Raw genomic sequence first — 22,106 nt, forward strand, 5'->3', positions numbered from 1 at the left:
CCTGTGAGTCAGCGACGCGAATGAGCGTCGGTTGCGCGGCGCGTTAGCCGAAGCGCAAGCGGTCGATACCCACCAGCCGGTTGAAGATGAAATAGAACACCGCAGTGAATGCGATCAGATAGCACGACAGCGCACCCGCGAGTCCCCAGTTGAGCTGATCGTTGGTCTGCGACGCGATGAGCGGGCTGATCATCTCGTCACCGGCACCGCCTAGCAGGGCGGGGGTGATGTAATAACCGAGCGCAAGCACGAACACGAGAAAACACCCCGCGCCGACACCCGGCAGCGTCTGCGGAATGTACACGCGCACGAAGGCCACAGCCGGATGGGCGCCGAGCGATTGCGCGGCGCCCATATACAGGGGCGACACACCTTTCATCACCGAAAAAATCGCGAGGATCATGTATGGCAGCAGGATATGTGTCATGCCGATCAACACACCCGTGCGATTGAAAATAAGCGGCAATGGGTGATCGATGAGCCCAAAGCGGGACAACGCGCTGTTGATCACACCACCTGGTTGCAGCAGCACATACCACGCGGTGGTACGCACCAGCAGCGATGTCCAGAACGGTACGATCACGAAGAGAATCAGCCGATTGCTCTGGTTCGGCGGCAGTGTCGCGAGCAGATGCGCCACGGGATAGCCCAGCACGAGGCACAGCAGCGTGACCGTCGCACTGATCGTCACGGTGCGTCCGAAGGCCGCGCGGTAGATGGCACTGTCTGCCGCGACAGACTTCACCGAACCATCAGGCGTGACTTGCGCGTCGACGGCGTTCAGCAAATAGTCGGGTGTGGGCGAGATCGACGCGCGCTTGAGCAGACGCCAGGTTTCCGGCGCATTCCAGCGTTCGTCCAGATCGATCAGTGCGGGCTTCCATTGCGCGAGCGTTTGCGAACGTGTGGCACGCGCCGTCTTGAAGAGCAGGCTGCGGAACTCCGGTTGATAGAAGTTCATGCGTCGCGCGATATTGCCAAGCTGGCCGTATTCGCTGGCGTCCTTCAGGTCGTGCGCGAGTGCGGCAAATGCCGGTTCGCCGGGTACGCCCGCACCGTCCCATCCGGCCAGCGCCGCGCTCAACTGCGGCATGCCGGCGTGCACTTCCGGATTCTGCACGCTGCGCACGAGCAGGCTCGCGATCGGTGCAACGAACGTCACCAGCAGAAAGATGAGCAACGGCAATGCCAGCAGCAAGGCGCGCATGGCGGCCTTGCGCCGCGCAGCGCGAAACGACTCGCGGTTCGCGGCCTGCGGTTCGCGGCCAAAAGGGGCAGTGGATGACAGCGGCGTGTTCATCGTGCTCGATCTCTCAGGTGACGTTCGTTCGATCTGGCGCTACTGCGTCAGCCAGTTCTGGAAACGCTTGTTGATCGCATCCGCGTTGTCGGCCCAGAACGTCGCGTTGATTTGCAGCGGACGCTTGAAGTTCTCCGGTGCCGTCGGCAGATCGTTCAGACGCGCTTTGTCGATCAGCGGAATGGCGTCCTTGCGCGGCGGCGCATACGCGATGTACTTCGACAGGTCCGCATAGGCCTGCGGCGTCGAGGCCGAGACAATGAACTTCTGCGCCGCGTCGGCATGCTTCGCGCCGTTGACCACGGCCCACCATTCGTAGTCGTACACCTGCGCGTCCCAGACGATCTTGAAGGGCTTCTTGTCCTTGTGTACGGCGTCGTCGATGCGGCCGTTGTACGCCTGCGTCATCACGACCGCGCCGTCGGCGAGGAGCTGCGGCGCCTGCGCACCCGCTTCCCACCAGACGATGCTCGACTTGATCGTGTCGAGCTTCTTGAACGCGCGGTCGACGCCAGCAGGCGTGGAGAGCGTCTTGTACACGTCCTTGGGTGCAACGCCATCGGCAATTAAGGCCCATTCCATCGCGACCTTCGGCGATTTGCGCATGCCGCGCTTGCCGGGGTACTTGTTGAGGTCGAAGAAATCGTTGATAGTGGTCGGCGCAGATTTCAGCTTGCTGGTGTCATAAGCATAGACGGTGGACCACACCATCGCCGCGACGGCGCAATCACTGATCGAGCCCGGCAGGAAGTCACTGGTGTTGCCGAGCGTCTTCCTGTCGAACTTGGCGATGAGGCCTTCGTCGCACGCGGTGATGGCGTCGTTGGTTTCGAGGTCGATCAGATCCCAGGTCGGGTTCTTCGACTGTTCCATTGCTTGCAGCTTGGCGAGGCCGCCATCGTAGGACTCGGTGGAGAACTGGTCGCCGGTTTTCGCGGTGAACGGTTCGAACCATGCTTTTTTCGCGGCAGCTTCATACGCACCGCCAAAGGTGACGACGGAAATCGTTTCGGCCGCGTAAGCCGTGGCTGTCGCAAACACCCCGAGCGCGCAAGCCGCGAGGGTGGTCCGGAATGACGTGAGTGTGGTCTTCATTCGCAGGCTGCGATGACACTGGAAAATGCCCGTCTGTACCGCGATCTTGCGGAACGCGAAGCGAAGATCCGGCGTCTTGTCGATGCCAACATCGTCGGGATCTTCATTTGCGATCTCGACGGTCGGATCCACGAAGCCAATGAAGCGTTTCTTGGTATCGTCGGATACGACCGTGACGATCTCGCAGCGGGGTGTCTGCGCTGGACGGACCTTACGCCACCGGAATGGTTCGAGCGCAACAGAAAAGAGTGGATGCCGCAGCTCATCATCAAGGGGACATTGCAACCCGACGAGAAGGAGTACGTCAGGAAGGACGGCAGCCGCGTGCCCGTATTGATCGGCGTTGCAACGCTGGACGAATGCGGAACGCAAGGTATCGCCTTCGTGCTTGATCTGAGCGAGCGCAAACGGGCTGAAGCGGAGGCACACCAGATGCAGCTCGAGCTCGCGCATGCAAATCGCGTCACGGCCGTCGGGCAGCTTGCGGCCTCGATCAGTCACGAAATGAAACAGCCACTCGCTGCGATCAACGCGTCCGGCGCGGCTGCGCTACGTTGGCTCGACCGGGAGCAGCCGGCAATCAGCCGAGCCCGTGAAATGCTGGAACTGGTAGTGTCTGAGAGCGCGCGAGCAGGCGAGGTTATCCGGGGCATTCATGGACTTGTCAAAAAGGCCCCGACGTGCACTGAGGTCCTGCAGATCAACGAGGCGATTCGTGAGGTCATGGCACTCACGTCGAGTGAAACCCACGGCAACGGCGTCTGTGTGCGGATGCGGCTTGCAGAGGACTTGCCGTTTATCAAAGGCGACCGGGTGCAACTCCAGCAGGTGATGCTGAACCTTATCATCAATGCGATTCATGCGATGAGTCTGCTCGAGGAGGTGCCGCGAGAATTGACGATCAGCACCGCCATGAAGGAGCCGGACGCCGTTCTGGTGACGGTCTGCGATTCCGGGCCGGGCGTCGCTCCCGGGAGCATCGAGCGTCTCTTCGAGCCGTTTTATACGACAAAGCCCACAGGCCTGGGGATGGGGCTGTCGATCTGCCGCTCGATCATCGAGGCACACGGCGGTTGCCTGGGCGCAAGTGCAAACGTACCCCGCGGCGCTATCTTCCAGTTCACAGTGCCTGTTCATCCAGCCGTCTCAGCGTAAGCCGCCCTCGCATTCCGCACTGCGGCGGGTGTCGCATCGATATTCTCAACCGTCCGCCGGTCGCTAAGACTTGCGCGTAATGACGACCGGCGAGCGCCCGATGTCTGGTTCAAAGCCGACACCCGAATGTACACCACGGATCGCAGTCGAAGCCCTGAAGATGGACTCAATTCGCCTTATCCAGCTACCAGGAAGCGTAGCTGGATCTTTGCGGGTATCAGTTGACAACACGGAGCCAGTCGCTATCCGTTTTGCGGCGGTGCGTCGAGATAGCCGACCCTTACAGGTGGCACGAACCACGCGAGACACAGGCCAACCATCGCAGCCAAGGCCGCCACGACCAGGCCCATGTGGATCGAGTTCACGAGCGCGCCGCGAGCCGAGTTCATCATTGCGTCGCCAGCATGCCCGGCGCTCACGAGGCGATCGATCAGCGCGGCCTACTGGGCCCGGTCAACGAGCACCTCGGGACTCGCAAACGACTTGAACCACTGCGCCGCCTGGTACGAATCCAGCGAGCGATTCACGCCCATCGTGTATAGGTGACCAAGCAGCGCGCCGGTCATCACCTTGCCTAGCATGCCGCCGAATGTGCGCAGCGATTGAAGCAATGCTGTCGCGGCGCCGAGATGGTCTCGCGAGACGATCTGCTGTGAGCAGACCCTGAGGCTCGTGCCCACGAGGCCAAGCCCCAGGCCGCTCGCAGCCATGCACGCCATCCATACGAAATGCGGCTCGTTTCCTCGCAGCACGACCACCGCCAGGCTCGCAAACGCGGACAACGCGAAGCCTACGTAGAGGATCGCGTTGGCGCGCCGGATGCGCGTGATCACACGATTGTTGATGAAGCTTCCAACTGTCGTGCCTAGCAGGAGTGGCGTGATCAGAATGCCCGAGGCCCGCGGCGACATCGCGTAGCCGCCCTGGAATAGCAGCGGCACGTAGAAGACGAGGGAGAACAATGCGAACCCGCCGAGCACTGACATGGCAAAAAGCGCACCAAGCTTTCGGTCGAGCAGCATGTCGACAGGGATGATCGGATAGCCCATGCGCCTTTCCCAGAAAAATAGCGTCAGCGAACAGACCAGCACGATTACCGCCAGCATGATTGTCGAAACAGTCCATCCTTGCCTCGGCACGAGTTCGATCGCCAGCTGCAGCGCGCCGAACGTGACTGCGACGACGAATGCGCCGAGCCAGTCGAGGCGTAGCCGCGCGCCGTCGTGGACACGGCGCAAATGCGGAAGGAAAGCGCGCACGAAAAAGAGCGCCACTACACCCACTGGCACGTTGACGAAGAACACGAGTCGCCAGCTTCCGTGCTGGGTCAGCATGCCCCCGAGCATTGGCCCGACCATGTTCGCAAGGCCAAACGCCGAGGTGACGAACACCAGCCATCGCAGGCGTAGCCTTGGATCAGGGAACAGGTCAGCGACGGTCGCGAACACCGTGCCTAGCATGATGCCGCCACCGATGCCCTGAAGGCCGCGCCCGAGCACGAGAAACAGCATGTTGGTCGCCATCCCGCAGAGCACAGCTGCGAGGGTGAAAACAAGGATGGCGGCCAGCATGAAGGGCTTGCGGCCGAACAGATCGCCCAGACGTCCGAAGATTGGAATGGTGATGACCGACGCGAGCATGTATGCCGTCGCGACCCATGCATAGAGCTCGAAACCCTTAAGCTCCGCGACGATGCGTGGCATTGCGGTTCCGACGATGGTCTGGTCGAGTGCAATCAGCATCGAAACCGAAGCGACGCCGAGCATCGCCAATATCGACTCACGAAAGGGTAGCAGCTGCCGTCCTTGATCGTGATGCGCAATGCTAGTGGACATGAAAGGGTCCTCGCGGTTGCGAAGCGGCCGATTTGACGTGCGGTGCCCGGCTTCGACGAGTCGGTCGGGCCAGCATGTGCGAGCTACGTGCGTTATGCGGTGATGGTACGCTCGTCAGCAAGAAGGTGACGGCTGGTTTTTGAGAGGTCTGAGTGCGCACTCGCGATTCCCAAGGCCGGGGGAGATTGAACGATCGACGCTTTATCGGGGTAGTCAAATCGGTTGACTTTGTTTACCGAAGCGCACGAAACGATGCCACGTTCAGGTGAGTCCGGCTGCGTTCTGGCGTAACTCTCCTCGTGTGATGCCGGCCGGTTTGAGGCACTCGTTATTCCGCGCAGTCCCGACCGACTGGCTGTCTGCGGCCGAACCTGCCTTTGGGCCTACGAGTACATTTCGGCCTTGGCCGACGTTCAAGTGTTGCGGTTGATAAGGCAGCTATGAGTTGCTTTCCTGTCGTTCGGGACTTCGAGCTTGCGAACGACGGGTTTCACAGCGAGTGGATGCGTACTCTCGTTAAGCGTTGTTCAACGCCTGCCCGCATGCGGCGTCGTGCACTCATACGGCAGCGGACAGGGGCAGGCGTTGAACAACGCTTAACGCACCTAGCCTCTCAAAGTGCTGCTTGCGGTGGCGCTCGATAAGCAGGCACCGGTCGGCGAAGCCGAAAGCTGAACTGGAGAGATTGAAGGCGGCGTTGATGGTGGCGGCGTGGCGGACGTGACAGATTGCACGGAACGCATGTTCGTCAGAGCGGCGGCACAGGAACGAAATATTCACCCATCGCGCGTCCAATGATGTTTTGATGCGCGTGACGGAGCGTCACTTCCGTTGCGGCTAGGACGTAGTCGCCGATGCGCTGTCCGCCGGGGCAAGCAAAAGCAATGCGCGTGTGGCAATTGAGCGCGATTGCAGGTTCGATCAGACGGCCGGCGATGTAGACCGAGATGACGGGGCGGCAGTGCAGCCAGATATCGTCGGGCCACACCTGGCGGCTGCCGAGTGCGGAGCGGAGCGTGTCGAAGAGCGAAATCGAAAGAAGTTGTGGAAGGGCCTGCCGCGTCTGTTCGATGAAGTGAAGCCAGGCATCGGCGCCGCCGCGCTGAAACAGCTGACCCCGAATCTCCTCAATCGGTCCGTGGCTCACGACGCCGAGGTCGAAGTCGTCCCACAGGCCGTCGGGAATCAGATCGCGCAGAAACCAGGCGATCGTTGGTTGTGGCGGAATGCCGCGAGGCAGCGTGGGGATGTCTGGGTGCATGTCGTCAGGCCGTCGTGTCGGGTGAGGAGCTGCGGGGTTCTGCTTCGCGCACGCGAGGCGGCCTCGGCGGATGGCGGAACGAGACTGTAACGTGCACGTCCTGGATCGCGTGTGTGTCCACTGTGGGCGGCTGGTCGGGTCCGGTCTTTTTCTTTGATCTGCCAAATATCCGCGTCGCGAGCGTTGCCAGCAGCGCACCTACACCGGCTGAGCCCGCGGCGGCGGGAAGCGAAACGGGCGAGGGTGATGACGGTGGATTGGGAGAGGGTTCCGCGTGACCGCCGCCGTCACCACCGCCACTACCACTACCGTTTCCGTTGCTGGTGGAGTAAATCTCGATTCGCTCGGAGAACTTGTCCGGCCCTCCCGCATTTGGCGGAAAGCGAATGCGCAAGTTCGGCACATCCGTTCCGTCATTGCAAATTGCAAAATGCTTTGAATCGTGCAAAAGCCGAAGCGCTTCGCACGCGGGTAGGCTATCGGGTCGTTGCGGTAAGGTCGCGTCCACACAGACGGACTCTTCGTCTCGCTTTTCACAGACATATTGCGGCGGTAGATGGAACTGCACCAGAATCGGCGGCTCGAACGCTACGGTCACCGGCGGTTGCGGCGCGGTCCCCGATTTATCGGTTCTGGTAGGCGGATTTCGCGTCAGCGTTACGCTGGCGTACTCTCCGTCAGGGCCCATTTGCGAGAGGTCGACATTGCAGCCTCGGTTGAGCAGCACTGCGAAGGCTTGGCTGCGCCCGGTTGTGCTCGTCAGATACGCCGGGTCGTTCAGCTCCTTCTCGATGCCATTGAGCACGGTTTCTCCGCAGGAAGGCGTCGACCATTTCAGCGGCGCTTTACCGGGTTGACTTTTAAGCGCAATCGCAGCTCCCGATGCCGTGATCGGCGCTGGCCTCGCATTAGGGGTGGTCCAGAACGAATCGGCGTTGAAGCCGCATCCGAGTCTCGCAAGACGCCGGTGCAGAACAAGCGGTGTGCAAGTGTCATCGTGCGAGCATGCTGTAATCGCGGTCGATACGGCTTTCGGCTCGCAATAGTCCATCACCGTGCAATGCGCCTCGCAGGCTGCGCCCGCGCAAGGCATGTTGTACCAATCGCCATTCTGATCGGCCGAGCACAGCCAGCGGGTCGTAACGGCCGGCTTCACGTCGCCGCGCGCGGACGCGGCTCGTGCGGGCGAACACACGCACGCGATGTTCAGGGCAAGTGCGACTATCAAGAGACTACGGACGAGCAGACGGATCACCTCGACCTCTTCTTGTCCGGGGAGAACAGGCCGCGCTGCTCGTCACCGTCGGGCGCGGCGGGCGGCCTGGTGTCCAATGGCACGCCGGGCGGAATGTCATCCTCTTTGCGGACATCCAGCGCACGCAGCAACATCTGCAGCATTTCCCATTCGCCGAGCTTGCGATAACTCTCGAACTGCGATTCGCTAAAGAATTGATCGGCCGTCGTTTCATGCGGGAACTCGACATGCTTGTTCGCGTATTCGTGAATATCTGGCGGCTCGTTCCCGTAAATGCAGGGCTTCAGATAGAGCAAAACGCCGTCGACTGGATTGAGGTTCTCGTCCAGATAGTGAATGGTAAAGCGCGCGTGATACAGGCCGGACGCGCGAGCGGAGCGGGGAAACAGCAAGATCGGCTCGCTTTCAGCGCTGATCTCGATACCCATGTCGATGCGGATCTTGCGTATTGCGCAGTACAGGTCCTCCATCGTGAAGCGGCTGTCCTGGCTGGCGTCGATCACAAAGATGCGGCGACACCGGCGATGCACCATCTCCCACAAGCCCATATTGTCGAAATGCCCGCCATCGGACAGATGAATCCAGTCGCCGGTGTCCGTTGTCTGTCCCGCGGCCTCCTGTAACAGGCGCCAGCTCGACGACGTGGGGTCTCTGCGTTCCCACTGTTTGAATCTTGGATTACCGAGCCACCACCCGAGCCGGACATTGAACACCGACATCAGGAACGCCATCGGTGTGCTGCTGTTGTAGCCCATGTTCGGATTGAAGGCCGCGCCGGAAATAGCCATCGCCGTGCCTAGCTTGACGTTGCCGGCGAAGCTTGCCACGCCGCGATAACCGAGCCGGTAATTCCCCGCGTGCAAAGCGGTGAAGGTGAAACTGTCGGCTTTGCGCTCCTGCCACGCAAGCGCATCGCCCTTCACGAGATTCAGCGCAGTGTTGACGACGAGAAAGGGCGGTTTGTTTGCGTTTCCTTCGTTGTCGAACTTGGACAATGAGATTTCATAGGCCTTCGCGAGGTCGTCGAGCCGAATGTCGTCGGTAGTGTCAAAGCCCGTGAAACGCGCTGGGTTGCGAGGCTGCCTTTCACTGCGGAAGCCGCCATAGAACGTGCGAATCAGGCGGTCGCGGTAAAACCCGTGAAGGCTGAATTCGTTCATGCGGATGACGAAACCGAGTGCAAAAAGCAGTATGCCCGAGCCCAGCATCACCAGAAGGCAGAAAGCGAGTCTGTTGTGCTCGTAAAAGTGCATGATGACCTGATCGACAAACCTGGAAAACGATTGATCGATGCATTGCGTCGACGCAGGCGTGCATGAGCGATCTTTGGTCAAGGGTTGAAAGGCGCTCGTGACGGCGCACGAAGTGGTCTTGTCCTCGAGGCAAAGGTATCGGGCGGGCGGCGTCCAGTTATCGTCCTTAATGGTCTCGAAGTGCTTCATATCTTTCCATGCCGGCATAAGCTCGATTGCCTTCCATGCGCCAATGGAAAGCAGCACTGCGAGCAACACCATGCCGACACTGCCGAACAGCGTGAGACTCACGGGCGCTTGCGCACCCGGCTTGCCGGGACTCGATTTGCGATAGCCCACAAAGGTGCTGACGGCGAGCGAGAGCGCGCTTCCTGCCGCTGCGATGCCTTGAGCCGAACCCCCGTAGTAGCTGAGCAAAGCGGGGACGCCGATCACGAGCGCTGCGCTGACGACCCATGCGGTGAGCAGCATGAAAACAAACGCGTGCGCGCGCCCCTGGTGTTCGCGCCGGCCGGCATCTTCGGTGAAGGAGCGCACGGCCGCTTTGAGGCCCTCTCCGATGAGCAAAGCAATGAGCATCAACGCAGGCGTGACGAGCGCGTGCTCGGCCGAGGCCAGATGGCTCATGTCCAATGTCGACTTGTACAAGTGCACGAGGGCCTGGAAGATCGAATAGAGAAGGCCAATCTGTGTGCCGCTTGCCAGAATCGCCCCACCGATCATGACCCAGAAACTGCGCAAGTCCTTGACATTGAGCAAGGCTAGAATGCCCTGCGTTCCAGCAATCGCAGCCCATGCGTACCACAATTGCCAAGGGCTATCGGGCGTGTCCTTACCGGTCACGCACCACATCGCATACGAAAGGCAGAAACAGGCGATGACCAGCAGCAATGCGCCAAAAGCCGCGCGCACGTCGCCACTGCGCGGTAAGGCGATGTGGTTCGCATAGCGCAGTTCCTGTGTGGGCTTCGGTCTGCCCTGGAAAAAATAAGTAGCGCCGAGGACACCGAGTCCGGAGCCCACGAAGCCCACCCAGAAAGGAATCTGTGATTTTGCCGGGTCTTGCGTCGCCTGTCCGAGCCAGACGGCGAACCACGGACCCAGCAGAAACAGCATGAACCATGGCCAGAACATCGTCCATACGATGAACAGGTTTCGAAAATAGGTAGCGACGATGGTCCATGCATCGGCTGAAAAGAGCGAAAGGCGCCTCGCAAGATAGTTGCTGTTCATTCTGAGCCATGTGAGCGGCCCTTCCTGATTGAAGGTCAGCCCCGCCATGCGAGCCTGGACATAGTCAGTCAGGCGTAATCGCTTGAGTTCGTGTTCGACAAATTCCAGCGAGAACGGAGACGAGCAGGGGGCCTCTTGTCTCTTGGCGGTGATCCAGCGCGAAAGGGCTGTGCCGATATAGCCGCCACCGGATACCGTAGAAATGTAGTGAAACTTGCCTAGCAGACGATGGCTGGCAAGCACTTGCAGCACGCCGAGGCAGAACGACGCGCTGCGAATGCCGCCGCCCGAAAGGCAGATCGCGCTCAATCCCTCGCCCGATTCATCCGTGTGATAAAGCAGGGTGTCCTGGATGTGGACGCTAGGCGTATTGTCGTTCGGATTGCCGATGATATGCGCGTACTCGCGCGCCAGTGCGCGATGGCCGATATACGGCAAGTCAGTCAGGAGTTGATGCACTTTATCGTACGCACGGCCCTTGAGAATTGCATGCAGTCTCTGTGCCGCCGCCCGAGTTGGCTCGCTATGCCGCACGATTTCAGGGTAATCGATAACCCGCGCGAGATAGTCCCAATCGAGCGTCGCGATGAGCCAACGCAGCCCTTCGTGGTGTGGTTTTCCGAGCCGGTAAGCCAGATAAAGCACGGTGATCTTGAGTTCGTCGGTGAAACCGGGGTACGCGGTAAGCTCGTCGGACAGATCGGCTGCATTGATAACAATGGCCATAGTGAGCGGCTTCACATCGAGCTGTGGACGAAGCCAGCTCCGAACCATCCACTCGATTTCAACCAGTTTGTGCCAGCGCAAGAACCGGTCGAACGCATTTTCGTCGACGACGGCAAGCGGATTTTCCGGAGCCTGTCCGGACATTCTTGCTCGCCATTCAACGATCGCGTCGGGCAACAGTCGGCTCGCCCGTTCGCCGTGACAGTGCTGCAGGAGTTCACGGACATCGTCTTCGGTCGAAAGCGGATAGCCGCGACCGACGCACACGCGTCCGTCCTCCAGATACATCGTCGGAGAAAACCCGTGATAGAGCTCGGGACAATAGCGATGCGTGTGCTCGAACGTGAGCTTCGCCAGCAGGACCTTGAGACGCGGAATAACATGACCACACAATGAAGACGCGAGGGCGCGAGGGGCGTCGAAGTCACCTTTGACGCGAGTATTCGCTACAGTTCTCTCATCCATCAGCGCCTCGATGCAGTTCGTATTGCTTTGGCCAAAGCACATTGCCGATAGCGATCGACCGTCCGCGTATATGGGTGGACACGTTCGATGCTGCGATGGGATAGGGATGGACCGCTGCTGCCACTGACGCGAATCGGTCCGGCAACCCGCGCATGCTGGCTTGCGCGCCTGCTTAAGCGTTAACGGCGCCGATCATTCCAGACAATCGCATTGCGAAAGTCGTCTCTCAATCTTGTTTGAACTTCACGTTGTATTTGTAATAGTAGATGTAGGTAGCGGCAGTGCTCAAAAACTGGGGACTTGGGTGCGGTAGCGAACATAACGTTCGGCTTGCCGCTTGTCGGCAACTTCTCGTCTCCTCGGTTTGATCTCAAGGCGGGAGCGTATCGACAGGCACGCATCTGGTGCTTCGGTTGGCCCGTTTCCGCACGGAATGCTATCGACTCGTATCCTTTCGTGCGGCGCCCCCTTCGGGCACCGCGCTTTTTTTGGGGCCACGATTCCTGTGCGCGCGAGACGGCTATCGACCCAGATGGTTGTGTGGAAACACGATGGCATTACAGTGCGACGCGTGACCCTGACTCGATCGGTGCATTTGACTGCCTTCGCAGCCACCACGGCGACGACGAGAAGGTGAGCATGTCCGATACTTTCCAGATGGCTTTAAGGGCTTTGTTTCAGACCTACGGGGATACTCACGCACCCGCCCGTCGCATGGGCGACCAGTTAGGGTACGCCGCCATTGAACTTCAGCGCGTCGCACAGGCCGCCGATCCAGTCGGCCATCGTCTCGGCATGCATGGCGCACGTGTACGTGCAGTTGGATGCGCCGGGCACCGCGACGAACGCATGGGCCTGGATTACAATGCAAGCCGGGATCAGCGATCACGGATCCTCCGCAATCCCAGATCACGATCGCCGCAATGCGCACGCTGAAGGGAGCCGGCTTGCAATTCAAGCAAAAACCCGCACATGCTCCCCTAGGTTAACTACGGAGCGGCCCCTAAGGTGGCATGGGCCTTTGCGATGGCCACCTGGGCGTTGAGGCCGTTCGCCTGCGCCGTCAATAGTGTCGTCTGCATGTTGGTCATTGCGATATTGCCTTGTTCGTCGGGCGCCTGAGCGTTGGCGGCTGCCAGCGCCTGGGCGACAGCCAGGTTGTTCTCGGCGTTTACCAGAGCCAGTTGGCCGGTAGGACCAGCGCTCAGCGCATTGGCTTGGGCGGTGGCGAGGTTGGCCTGGGCGTTGGCGAAGGCCGTCTGGGCGCTATCCGTGGCCGTCGCCGCTGCCGTCGTCGCATTAGCCTTGGCCTGCGTCAGCGTGACGCTCCTATGTCAAGCAGAGGCCGTCGAATCGGCCAGATCGGCCAGAATGAGCGGGTACAACTCTCGGACGATATAGCGCTTCAGGCAGCGGTGGATTTCCTTGTTGGACATGCCTTCCTTCGTCCGGCGTTCGACATAGACGCGAGTGCGCGGATCGCTGCGCATCCGAACCATGGCAATGGTCCAAAGAGCGTTGTTTGCGGACCTGTCACCGCCCCTGTTCAGGCGGTGCCGGACCGTCTTGCCGGACGAGGCCTGTAATGGACTTGTGCCGCAAAGTGCCGCCAGCGCAGCTTCACTTTTCAGGCGTTCGGGATTGTCACCCGCCACAGCAACTAGCACTGCAGCAGTCTGCGGCCCAACGCCGAATCGTTCGCGAAGTCGCCTAGCGTGCTGGATGGTAAGGCTGTCGAGCATGGTGTCGAGTGCCTTGAGCTCCTCGGCCAGCGTCAGCCAGCGTTTCGCCAGCAACCGCAGCGTGGTCGTGAGGGTTTGCAACATTGGCGTTTTGCCCAACGAGCGGACACGGGCACAACTCTCAACGCATTCCGCTGTCTTCGCTTTCAGAAGACGATCACGGATTTCCTGCGGGGCGCTGACGAGCAAAGCCCGTAACTGGTTGATAGCCTGCGTCTTTGCTTTGACTGCACTGCGCCTGGCAACGGAGACGGCGCGCATCGCCTCGGCGGCACCGGACTGTTCCTTTGGAATAGCCGTAGCCCTTCCGGAGAGGACGGCACGCGCGGCGTTTTCCGCATCAGTGGGATCGGACTTCCCTTTAGATCGGCGCATCGCGCGATCGGGACGATTGACTTCAAGCACCTCGATCTCATGATCGCGCAGTACGCGGGCCAATCCCGCTCCGTAGGTGCCGGTCCCTTCAACTCCGGCGCGACGCAAATGACCGAACGAATTCGCCCATGTCAGCAGGTCGAGATATCCTGCCGTGTCGGTCGATACCGATCTCGTTCCGAGAAGCCTACCTGTGTCGCTGATCACAGCCCCGACATGCGTATCCAGATGCGTGTCGACCCCCAGAATCACTTCGTTTTGTTCCATGCGTGTATCCGTTGTAGTGGGCGCATCGCCAACCCCAATCGCAGGACAGGACACTCACGGTGCAGAACAAAGCTCCTATCAGGTCACAGACGGTGGGCCCGGCAACGCTCGGGGAACGCCGGAACCCGATCGACAGGTCAACGCCAAGGCAGCTCGGCCAATCCCAGCACGGGTCAGATCGGTCCGACGTTCAGAAGCGATCTTAGACTGAGTATCCCAACAATCGCCTCGTCGACTCATTGACGAACGCATGCCATAGGCCTTCAACGTGTCCTGAAACAGGCCGCTGCAATACTGGCTGCCCCTGTCGCTATGCACGATTACGCCGGCTTCAGGGCGGCGCCTGAACCACGCCATGCGCAATGCGTCCGTGACCAGGTCAGCCTTCATGTGCGGCTGCATCGACCAGCCCACCACCTGCCGGCTGATATGACTTCCCGTGTCAATAGGGGATCGGTTTTCGGTTTCTGAATTTCCTGAGGGCGACGTAGCAGTAAGTCTCGACGGTGGATCACCCTGATATCCGCGGGTTGGTTACCGCATTACAGTGGTCCGCCCAATGAGCCTGCCGCTATCTGAAGCCGCAAATCGGATGACATCCGTTGCACAGCCGGGGCGCGGGTTGCTCGGGTGCCGGGCTACGCCGCCTTCAGGAAACTCCTTCGGATTGCTGTTCTTCAGTGGCCGGCAGGGTGAACCTGTTGTGTTGCCCCCTGTGCACCGCCCGGCACAGCCAGTGAGATTGACAGTCGGCCAATGTCCCAGATGAATCCCGCGAGTTCACGGGCCACGGCAACCACAGCAATGTTCGCATTCTTGCCGCGCATTGTCATTTTGCGATATCGCCGGCACAGCCGCAGCTGTGCGTCCCAGGCGCGATCGATGATGGGCTTGGGGAGGCCTTCTTGCCGGCGCTGGATATCTGTACTCATACGTGCGGGAAAGCGGTAGCTCCAGGCGGCCTCGACTAGCAGTTTGCGGGCATAACTGTTGCCGGTTTTCGTAATGCTTCCCTGACGCCGCCGCTCCCCGGAGGAGTATTCAGAAGGTGTGACGCCCAGCCATGCCATCAGCTGGCGCGGATGCTCGAAGCGTGACAAGTCCCCAAGCTCCGATAGCATTCCGATCGCAGTGGTGAACTGTACGCCGCGCATGGCCTGAAGGCCCAGCACGGCCGGATAGAACCGCCATTCGATCACGGCCTCGCGCAGGGCAGCCTCGAGACGTGCACATTGCGCAAGCCTCTCCTCGATCGTGCGGCGGTGTTCGTCGAAGGCCACTTGCTGCCAGTGACAGGGAAACGAGAATGAACTGATCCATCGCCGGTGCGCCGGTCCCCAATTAGCGGTACCGGTATAACCTTTACCGTGCGCGAGCAGGAATGACTTCAGTCTTTGCCGTGCCTGCCGCAGATCGGCTTTCGCGGCCGCCCATGCGCGGGCCAGATCGCGGAATGCTTCATCTTCAACGCCCGGCACATACACCGCTGAGAGGTCACCCGCGCGCAGTCCGCGCACCAGCTTGATCGCGTCACGCCGGTCCGTCTTGACGCGGTCACCGGGCTTTTTTGGAATCAGCGACGGCGCACACACCATGCAGTCAAATCCTTTCTGAACCAGTTCCCGGTAAAGCCCATAACCGCATGGCCCGGCTTCATAGACCACGCGCACCTGTCGTCCTTTGCACTGCAGACGTTTGCACAACCGGTCGATATCGGTCTTCGTCGTTCCGATCCTGCCCGGTTGCTCGACTTCGCCCATCCCCACCGCATAGGCGACCGCGATCGAGTCCTTGTGGACATCAAGCCCTACATACACTGTGCTATCGTTTCCCATTGCTGGCCTCCGTGACGGAAATCGCCGGGTGTGGCCCTGTCCACACCGTGCGGCTCTGGCAGTCATGCTAACCCGCGTTTGATTCCACACGCCGGGCCAGCCTTCCACCTCACGGGAAGTCATACTGTCTGAACAGGTCGATGATGACCGCGAGGTACACCCAGCCCTCGGCCGTCGCCAGATAGGTGATATCGCTCGTCCAGAGCTGGTTCGGCGCCGTTGCAGTGAAGTTGCGCTCCAGCAAATTAGGAGCCACCGGAAAATCATGGTTCGAGTTTGTCGTCGCAATGTACTTGCGCTTATGGCGAGCCCGAATGCCATGCTGTGCCATCAGCTTGCGAACCCGCTCCTTGCCGACGCGCACGCCATGCGTGAGCAGCTCCTTCCACATGCGAGGCCAGCCGTATTCACCCTTGACCTGCGTGTGAATCGCCTTGATGTGCGCAAGCAGTGCGTCGTCGCTCACGCGGCTTCGGTGCGGCTTGTCCTGCGCGGTGCGTTGCCGGCGCTGATGATAGCCGCTGGGACTGACTTCCAGCACTTCGCATAGCACCGACACCGGCCAGTGGCGTCGATTGTGCTCAATGAACGCGTACTTCACATCGATTCCTTCGCGAAGTACGCCGCGCACTTTTTTAGAATATCTCGCTCCATCTTCAGGCGAGCCACTTCCGCACGCAGCCGCGCAAGCTCCATCTGCTCCGCGCTCACAGGCTTCGTGCCAGCTCCTGCCAGCTTGCCTTCCCGGTCAGCCTTCACCCAGTTGTACAGCGTCTGTTCAACTACGCTCAGTGTCGCCGCCACCGCAGCCATGCTTTGCCCTGCCTTGACCAGCCGGACCGCTTCCAGCTTGAACTCGAGCGTGTACTGCGCTCGCTTTGCCTTGCTTGTCATCGTTCTTCTCCTTGCTTGAGTTTACCTGCTCAGCAAGGGATTCGTTTTTCGGGGGCAAGCTCAGTATCAGCGCGCGGGACGTGCTCGCCAAGTTCCAGGAAAAGCTTGCCCGTGAAATGCTCCCCGGGCCGGCAGGGGCAGCGCCTGAAGGCCAGACGAAGTTGAAGCCCTATCGTGACCGGGCGATTCGGCACCGGTCAGCGCGGCGCAAGTAGTCACTGAAGGCGTGGGCGATTCGTGCGCACAGGTGATGCACAACTCCGGCGTGCGGATGCATCCACTTGATTCCGGCTACGCGGGCACTCTGAGGTAGGCTGAAGAAAGTGGAGATCAATGTTTCGTAGAATGATCGAAACGGAGATCAGATGAATCGAGTACCAAAGGGCAGCTACACGAAGGAGTTTCGCGAGCAGGCGGTGAAGCTGGTTCTTGTCGACGGGCTATCGCAGCGGGAAGCGGCGGGCCGATTATCTTTGTCGGTAAAAACGCTGGGCGCGTGGGTTGTTGCTGAGCGCAAAGGGACTCTGGCGAAGGTAGGCGAGACGCAAAAGCCGCAGAGCGAGTTGGAAGCAGAACTGGCGCGTGTCAAACGTGAGCTGGCGACGGTCACGATGGAACGCGACATTTTAAAAAAAGCGACGGTCTATTTCGCGAAGGAGTCGCGGTGAAATACGACCGGATCGAAGCGATGCGACAGGACTACCCAATCGCCGTGCTGTGTCGGGTGTTTGAGCTAGGGGCCAGCAGCTATTACGCCTGGCGCCGGCGCCCCGAATCGCCGCGTGCACGGGAGAACGCGCGCCTTGAAGTCGAGATTGCAGCGGCTCACGAACGAACCCGGCGGACATATGGGCGCGAGCGATTGCAGGCGGATCTGCTCGATCACGGCGTGCCCGTTGGCCTTCACCGCATCAGGCGCATTCGCACCAAACTGGGACTTCGTTGCAAGCAGAAACGCAAGTTCAGAAATACGACAGATTCGAAGCACGATTTGCCAGTCGCACCGAATTTGCTGGAACGCAATTTTGGCATGAGCACGCCGAACCATGCCTGGGTGAGTGATATAACGTACGTGTGGACCGACGAGGGCTGGTTGTATCTTGCCGGCATCAAGGATCTGTTCAACGGCGAACTGGTCGGCTACGCCATGAGCGAGCGGATGACCCGCAGCCTGGTGATGCAGGCGTTATTCGGCGCCGTCGCGCTCAAACGGCCTCCAGCAGGTCTGATTCTTCATTCGGATCGTGGCAGCCAGGGCGGATTCAACCGGTCGTCGCAACACCTTTGATCGAGGAGGTGTTTATGGGACGACCAGCGGGGTGGATGTATAAGTTGACAGGGCGAGCAGCGATGCGCTCGCCAGGTGCGCCGTCGCATCGGCGTGAGATCGAGCGGCGATTCTGGGAGCAAATCGCGACAGGCATTACAAGTGAGAAGGCTGCAGAGGCGGTTGGCGTGTCGCAGGCGGTAGGCACTCGCTGGTTCCGTCATAATGGCGGCATGCCACTTTTCATGTCGAAGCCCTTATCCGGGAGGTACTTGTCGTTCGCGGAGCGAGAAGAGATTGGGTTATTTTCGTTCCAGGGCGTCGGAATACGCGAGATCGCTCGCCGTATCGGACGCAGCCCGTCAACGGTCTCCCGGGAACTGACACGTAACGCTGCAACTCGCAGCGGCCAACTTGAGTATCGGGCTTCGGTTGCGCAGTGGAAGGCGGAACTGGTTGCCCAAAGACCAAAGTCTTCGAAACTGGTGATTAACGCACGGCTGCACCACTACGTGCAAGACCGTTTGGAGGGCAAGGTTCGCGATCCTGATGGCCGTGCGATTGCTGGGCCTCGGCAAGCGCCTTTCAAAGGGAGAAACAAGCCGCATCGCGGTGACCGTAAATGGGTTAATGGCTGGTCGCCCGAACAGATTTCCAAACGGCTGCAGTTCGACTTCCCGGATGACGAATCTATGCGCATCTCTCACGAAGCGATTTACCAGGCTCTCTATATCCAGAGCCGAGGTGCCCTCAAGCGCGAGCTGGTCAGCTGTCTTCGCACGGGGCGGGCGTTGCGCGTACCGAGGGCCAGGGCACAAGCCAAGGCCTGGGCGCACGTTAGCGAGGATGTGATGATTTCCAGCCGGCCTGCAGAAGTGCAGGATCGTGCCGTGCCAGGGCATTGGGAGGGTGACCTGATCATCGGCCTGAACCGATCTGCTATTGGGACGCTGGCGGAGAGATCAAGCCGTTTCACCATGCTCGTGCACCTGCCTCGGGAGAAAGGCTATGGGCTGACTCCCCGGACGAAGAACGGCCCCGCGCTGGCTGGCTACGGGGCTGTCACGATGGCCAATGCGCTGAAGAAGACCGTGACTGACATGCCTGCCCAGTTGTGGCGGTCATTGACCTGGGATCGTGGCAAGGAACTATCCGATCACGCCCGCTTCACCGTCGAGTCCGGGGTAAAGGTATTCTTCGCCGACCCGCACAGTCCATGGCAGCGCGGCACGAACGAGAATACGAACGGCCTTCTGCGACAATACTTTCCAAAGGGCACAGACCTGTCCAGGTGGAGCGCTCGAGAGATCCACGCCGTTGCCAATGCACTGAATACCAGACCCCGGAAAACGCTTGGTTGGAAGACACCTGCCGAAGCTCTGGACGAGTATCTAAAATCTGTTCAACAATCTAGTGTTGCGACGACCGGTTGAATCCGCCCAGTACTGCTCCCACGATTATCGGGATCTGGCAAAGCAGTTCGGCATGACGATTTCCATGAGCCGCAAGGGCGATTGCTACGACAACGCCCCGATGGAAAGCTTCTGGGGCTCACTCAAGAACGAACTCGTGCACCACCACCGGTTCACGACACGCGCCGAAGCCCGACAGGCCATCACCGAATATATCGAGATCTTTTACAACCGGCAACGCAAGCAGGCGCGTCTTGGCTATCTGTCGCCCGCTGCCTTCACGCAGCAATTTTATAAAGTGCAACTCGCGGCTTAACCCATTGCTCTCCACTATTGACGACCGACCTCACTCCGGCAGATCCTTGCTTACCGCGGATTTAGCATCGACTGCGGAATGGAGTGACTTTCGAAGCCGCAGACGGCCCCTCCAGGTTGGCAAGTTTGGCCTTCAGGTCGGCATTCTCCATAGTTAGTTCGAGTATCTTTGTGTCGGCTTCAACCAGCAGCGACGCTGCTTGATCTCGCTGGGCCTCGATCTCTTTGATTCTAAGATTCAGTTCGCGATTTTCTCGCCGTTTGGTGAGCGCTATCTGCCGCTGCGACGATGGCTTCGGCTGCGGATGATCTCTAATCCAGCGCTGTATCTCGCTGATGAGAGCAGCATAGCGCGCCTTACGAAGCGCGGACGGATCGCGGCCAGCTTCTCTTGCCACGTTGTTCTGCGTAACTGGTGTACCTTCGGGCATAGTTTCGGGGATGCCCTGTTTCAGTCGACTGAATGCCCGGCGAAATTCCGCTTCGGCGGAGCCAGTCACGGTAACGTCATTCTTCATTGAGGATTCCAAGGGCGTTCTCTGCCGCGAGTTTCTGTGCACTTAGCGAGTCATGTAGGGGCGAACCGGCGGGGGTGCTGGCCAATCTCTCGTCCAGCACCTCGACGAGCTGGCATATAAAAGACTTCTGCTCTCGATCGAAGAGTGCATCATTGCACGGGCCACGACCGTCTCCGCCCCCGCAACGGATGATGTTATCGATGCCGCCGTACTCACATGGATCACGACTTGTGCAGACACCCAACAGTGTTTGTCGGCAGGCTACCTGGCCGGACTTCCCAGCTGCCACAAGTTTTTTCGCGTCGTTGGGAGCGACGAGTCGCAGAATTTCCGCCTTTCGCTCCGGTCCGTAGGGACTGCGAAAGCGATCGCCAAAAAGGCGCGCGATTTCCATACCCATCATCTCGTACATCGTACGAATGTACTCTTTTCGCGCAGCGTCGTTAAGGCGTACGTGGGAATATCCTTGCCCATAATAGAGCGACATGGCGCGGCTCGCATGTTTTGCCTGATACTGTAGCGATGAATCTGAGACTACTCCTGATGCCTGCATGTTGACCATGCCGGTGCGTCGCAGTTGGTGATCCGAAAGTCGCCAGATTTTCCCTACTTGGAACTTCTTGCCATCGAGCGTAGGGGTCACAAGCCTGGCAATCTGTAGATCGGTTTCAGTGATACGCAGAACATCAGAATCAAAAAGGTTCGGGCATGACTCGGACACCTTCCAATATGCTGCCAACGTCGGGCGCACGTTGATAGGCGCGCAGTGATCGCAACCCCATGGCTCGTACGCACGTTGGAGTAAAAAAGGATTACGGATTTCGTCAGAGTCTTCCAGCACATCATGATAACCCTCAGCGGCTTCCATCCTTAGTCGCGCAACGGCCTTTGCCGCGTCGACCGCAACTTGGACGGAGGGCGAGGCCACCCATCGGGCGTCGCTATCTTCTACGGTCTTGGTTGTGGCTCCTCTGATGAGAAAAATCGAACCAAACGACGGGTCTTGCTCTATCAGCAAGCAGTCAGCGCGCAGAGAGGCCGCTTCAGCGTTTCGCATCAGCGAAAAATTGAGGATATATGTCAGGCTGATTTTGCTGACGTTGGTTAAATAGCTCGCAAATAGGATGATCGGAGCGTTATCGAGAGAAACACCTGCGGGCATGCACCACCGCTGCAAAAGCGCATCAATGCCAAATCGCTTTGCGACATCGGAGAAGCGACCGTGATAGGTTCCGAGCCTATTGGGATCTCGCGAAAATGGGGGGTCGCACCCTGGACGGTTACCCGAACGTGCCGCGCGTAGCGAACCATAGTTTGTTACGTATGCCTGAAGGCAGAAGCGATAGCAGTCCTCGATTTCCTTCTGATGCACAAGGAAGTCATCGAGGAAGGTCCGCAGGCGTATCAACTGGTAGGTCCAGACACGAGGCGGAATATATGGCGTTTGCCGATTATCGTGGTCCGGCAGGTCCGCCGCAAGCCGTCTCAAAGCCTCGCGATCCAGTAGTGTGAAACCGATCTCTTCCCGGTGCTCGAAGAAAACATGGAGCAGTGTAAACACCGCGTCCGCACTCGACGGAGGTAATACCGAAGCAATCTTGCCGATGACGGCCGGAAATTTGGACAGTGCGGACGCAAGAATACGCTGTTGCGAACACAGAACAAAAATCGGCTTTAGGCGTTTAACATCATTAGAGATCGTGATAGGTTTTTTGACCTCGCGACCCCCGAACAATATCCACGCGGTAACTTGCCGCAGGAGTCGGGCGTTCTCAGGAGATACCACTCGAGCATCACTACGTTGAGGGCCATCACCAAATCCTAACTTGAGCGCATGGCCGTGCCACGGTGACAAGTCCCAACTTATATCTCCGTACCTGCTGACAACCTTCCCGTGCCGGTC

Annotated in this window: 13 protein-coding genes and 5 pseudogenes; 5 read left to right on the top strand and 13 right to left on the bottom strand. The window is 59.5% G+C overall.

The window, feature by feature from the left end:
• Nucleotides 1-43: 43 nt before the first annotated feature.
• Together OKW37_RS28270 and OKW37_RS28275 are read right to left on the bottom strand one after the other, a co-directional pair.
• Nucleotides 44-1,300 (bottom strand): ABC transporter permease, encoded by a 1,257-nt coding sequence (locus OKW37_RS28270; protein ID WP_429402888.1) that lies wholly within the window; start codon nucleotides 1,298-1,300, stop codon nucleotides 44-46.
• 39 nt (nucleotides 1,301-1,339) lie between these two features.
• Nucleotides 1,340-2,395, bottom strand: a complete 1,056-nt coding sequence (locus OKW37_RS28275; RefSeq protein WP_429402889.1) for an ABC transporter substrate-binding protein — start codon at nucleotides 2,393-2,395, stop codon at nucleotides 1,340-1,342.
• 12 nt (nucleotides 2,396-2,407) lie between these two features.
• Between OKW37_RS28275 and OKW37_RS28280 the strand changes: the two genes are divergently transcribed.
• Nucleotides 2,408-3,550, top strand: coding sequence for a sensor histidine kinase (locus OKW37_RS28280; protein WP_429402890.1), 1,143 nt, complete (start codon nucleotides 2,408-2,410; stop codon nucleotides 3,548-3,550).
• Nucleotides 3,551-3,792: 242 nt separating this feature from the next.
• Here the strand turns inward: OKW37_RS28280 and OKW37_RS28285 are convergent.
• The 5 genes and pseudogenes from OKW37_RS28285 to OKW37_RS28305 all read right to left on the bottom strand — a co-directional run bounded on the left by OKW37_RS28285 (nucleotide 3,793) and on the right by OKW37_RS28305 (nucleotide 11,578).
• Nucleotides 3,793-5,385, bottom strand: a pseudogene (locus OKW37_RS28285) (MFS transporter).
• 558 nt (nucleotides 5,386-5,943) lie between these two features.
• Complete coding sequence (locus OKW37_RS28290) at nucleotides 5,944-6,165, bottom strand: hypothetical protein (RefSeq protein ID WP_429402891.1); 222 nt, start codon at nucleotides 6,163-6,165, stop codon at nucleotides 5,944-5,946.
• Nucleotides 6,134-6,646, bottom strand: a complete 513-nt coding sequence (locus tag OKW37_RS28295; protein ID WP_429402892.1) for a hypothetical protein — start codon at nucleotides 6,644-6,646, stop codon at nucleotides 6,134-6,136. The genes OKW37_RS28290 and OKW37_RS28295 overlap by 32 nt, the downstream gene beginning before the upstream one ends.
• Nucleotides 6,647-6,650: 4 nt before the next feature.
• Complete coding sequence (locus tag OKW37_RS28300; RefSeq protein WP_429402893.1) at nucleotides 6,651-7,901, bottom strand: hypothetical protein; 1,251 nt, start codon at nucleotides 7,899-7,901, stop codon at nucleotides 6,651-6,653.
• Nucleotides 7,898-11,578 (bottom strand): patatin-like phospholipase family protein, encoded by a 3,681-nt coding sequence (locus OKW37_RS28305; protein WP_429509984.1) that lies wholly within the window; start codon nucleotides 11,576-11,578, stop codon nucleotides 7,898-7,900. Before OKW37_RS28305 ends, OKW37_RS28300 begins: the two co-directional genes overlap by 4 nt.
• 639 nt (nucleotides 11,579-12,217) lie before the next feature.
• Between OKW37_RS28305 and OKW37_RS28310 the strand changes: the two genes are divergently transcribed.
• On the top strand, nucleotides 12,218-12,514 hold the full coding sequence (locus tag OKW37_RS28310) for a hypothetical protein (RefSeq protein WP_429402896.1): 297 nt from the start codon (nucleotides 12,218-12,220) through the stop codon (nucleotides 12,512-12,514).
• 398 nt (nucleotides 12,515-12,912) lie between these two features.
• Here the strand turns inward: OKW37_RS28310 and OKW37_RS28315 are convergent, their stop codons facing one another.
• The 4 genes and pseudogenes from OKW37_RS28315 to OKW37_RS28330 form a co-directional block, all read right to left on the bottom strand.
• A complete protein-coding gene (locus tag OKW37_RS28315; RefSeq protein ID WP_429402897.1) occupies nucleotides 12,913-13,962 on the bottom strand; it encodes an IS110 family transposase in 1,050 nt (349 codons plus the stop codon).
• A 213-nt stretch (nucleotides 13,963-14,175) separates the two neighbouring features.
• Nucleotides 14,176-14,388, bottom strand: a pseudogene (locus OKW37_RS28320) (DDE-type integrase/transposase/recombinase); the annotation flags it as partial.
• Nucleotides 14,389-14,639: 251 nt separating this feature from the next.
• A complete protein-coding gene (locus OKW37_RS28325) occupies nucleotides 14,640-15,797 on the bottom strand; it encodes an IS110 family transposase (protein WP_429402855.1) in 1,158 nt (385 codons plus the stop codon).
• Nucleotides 15,798-15,927: 130 nt separating this feature from the next.
• A pseudogene (locus tag OKW37_RS28330) lies at nucleotides 15,928-16,691 on the bottom strand (IS3 family transposase); the annotation flags it as partial.
• Nucleotides 16,692-17,056: 365 nt separating this feature from the next.
• On the opposite strand from OKW37_RS28330, the pseudogene OKW37_RS28335 reads away from it, so the two are divergent.
• The 3 genes and pseudogenes from OKW37_RS28335 to OKW37_RS28345 all read left to right on the top strand — a co-directional run.
• Nucleotides 17,057-17,946 (top strand): annotated as a pseudogene (locus OKW37_RS28335) (IS3 family transposase); the annotation flags it as partial.
• Between the two features lie 68 nt (nucleotides 17,947-18,014).
• Complete coding sequence (locus OKW37_RS28340) at nucleotides 18,015-19,391, top strand: IS30 family transposase (protein ID WP_429402898.1); 1,377 nt, start codon at nucleotides 18,015-18,017, stop codon at nucleotides 19,389-19,391.
• Nucleotides 19,392-19,395: 4 nt separating this feature from the next.
• A pseudogene (locus OKW37_RS28345) lies at nucleotides 19,396-19,686 on the top strand (IS3 family transposase); the annotation flags it as partial.
• 61 nt (nucleotides 19,687-19,747) lie between these two features.
• On the opposite strand, the gene OKW37_RS28350 reads toward OKW37_RS28345, so the two are convergent.
• Nucleotides 19,748-20,203, bottom strand: coding sequence for a hypothetical protein (locus OKW37_RS28350; RefSeq protein WP_429402899.1), 456 nt, complete (start codon nucleotides 20,201-20,203; stop codon nucleotides 19,748-19,750).
• Entirely contained in the window at nucleotides 20,193-22,058 is a 1,866-nt protein-coding gene (locus tag OKW37_RS28355) for a hypothetical protein (protein WP_429402900.1), read from the bottom strand. The genes OKW37_RS28350 and OKW37_RS28355 overlap by 11 nt, the downstream gene beginning before the upstream one ends.
• Nucleotides 22,059-22,106: the final 48 nt, after the last annotated feature.

Origin of the sequence: Paraburkholderia sp. MM5482-R2 (assembly GCF_050436125.1) — a bacterium.
In the GTDB taxonomy this organism is placed as follows: domain Bacteria; phylum Pseudomonadota; class Gammaproteobacteria; order Burkholderiales; family Burkholderiaceae; genus Paraburkholderia; species Paraburkholderia tuberum.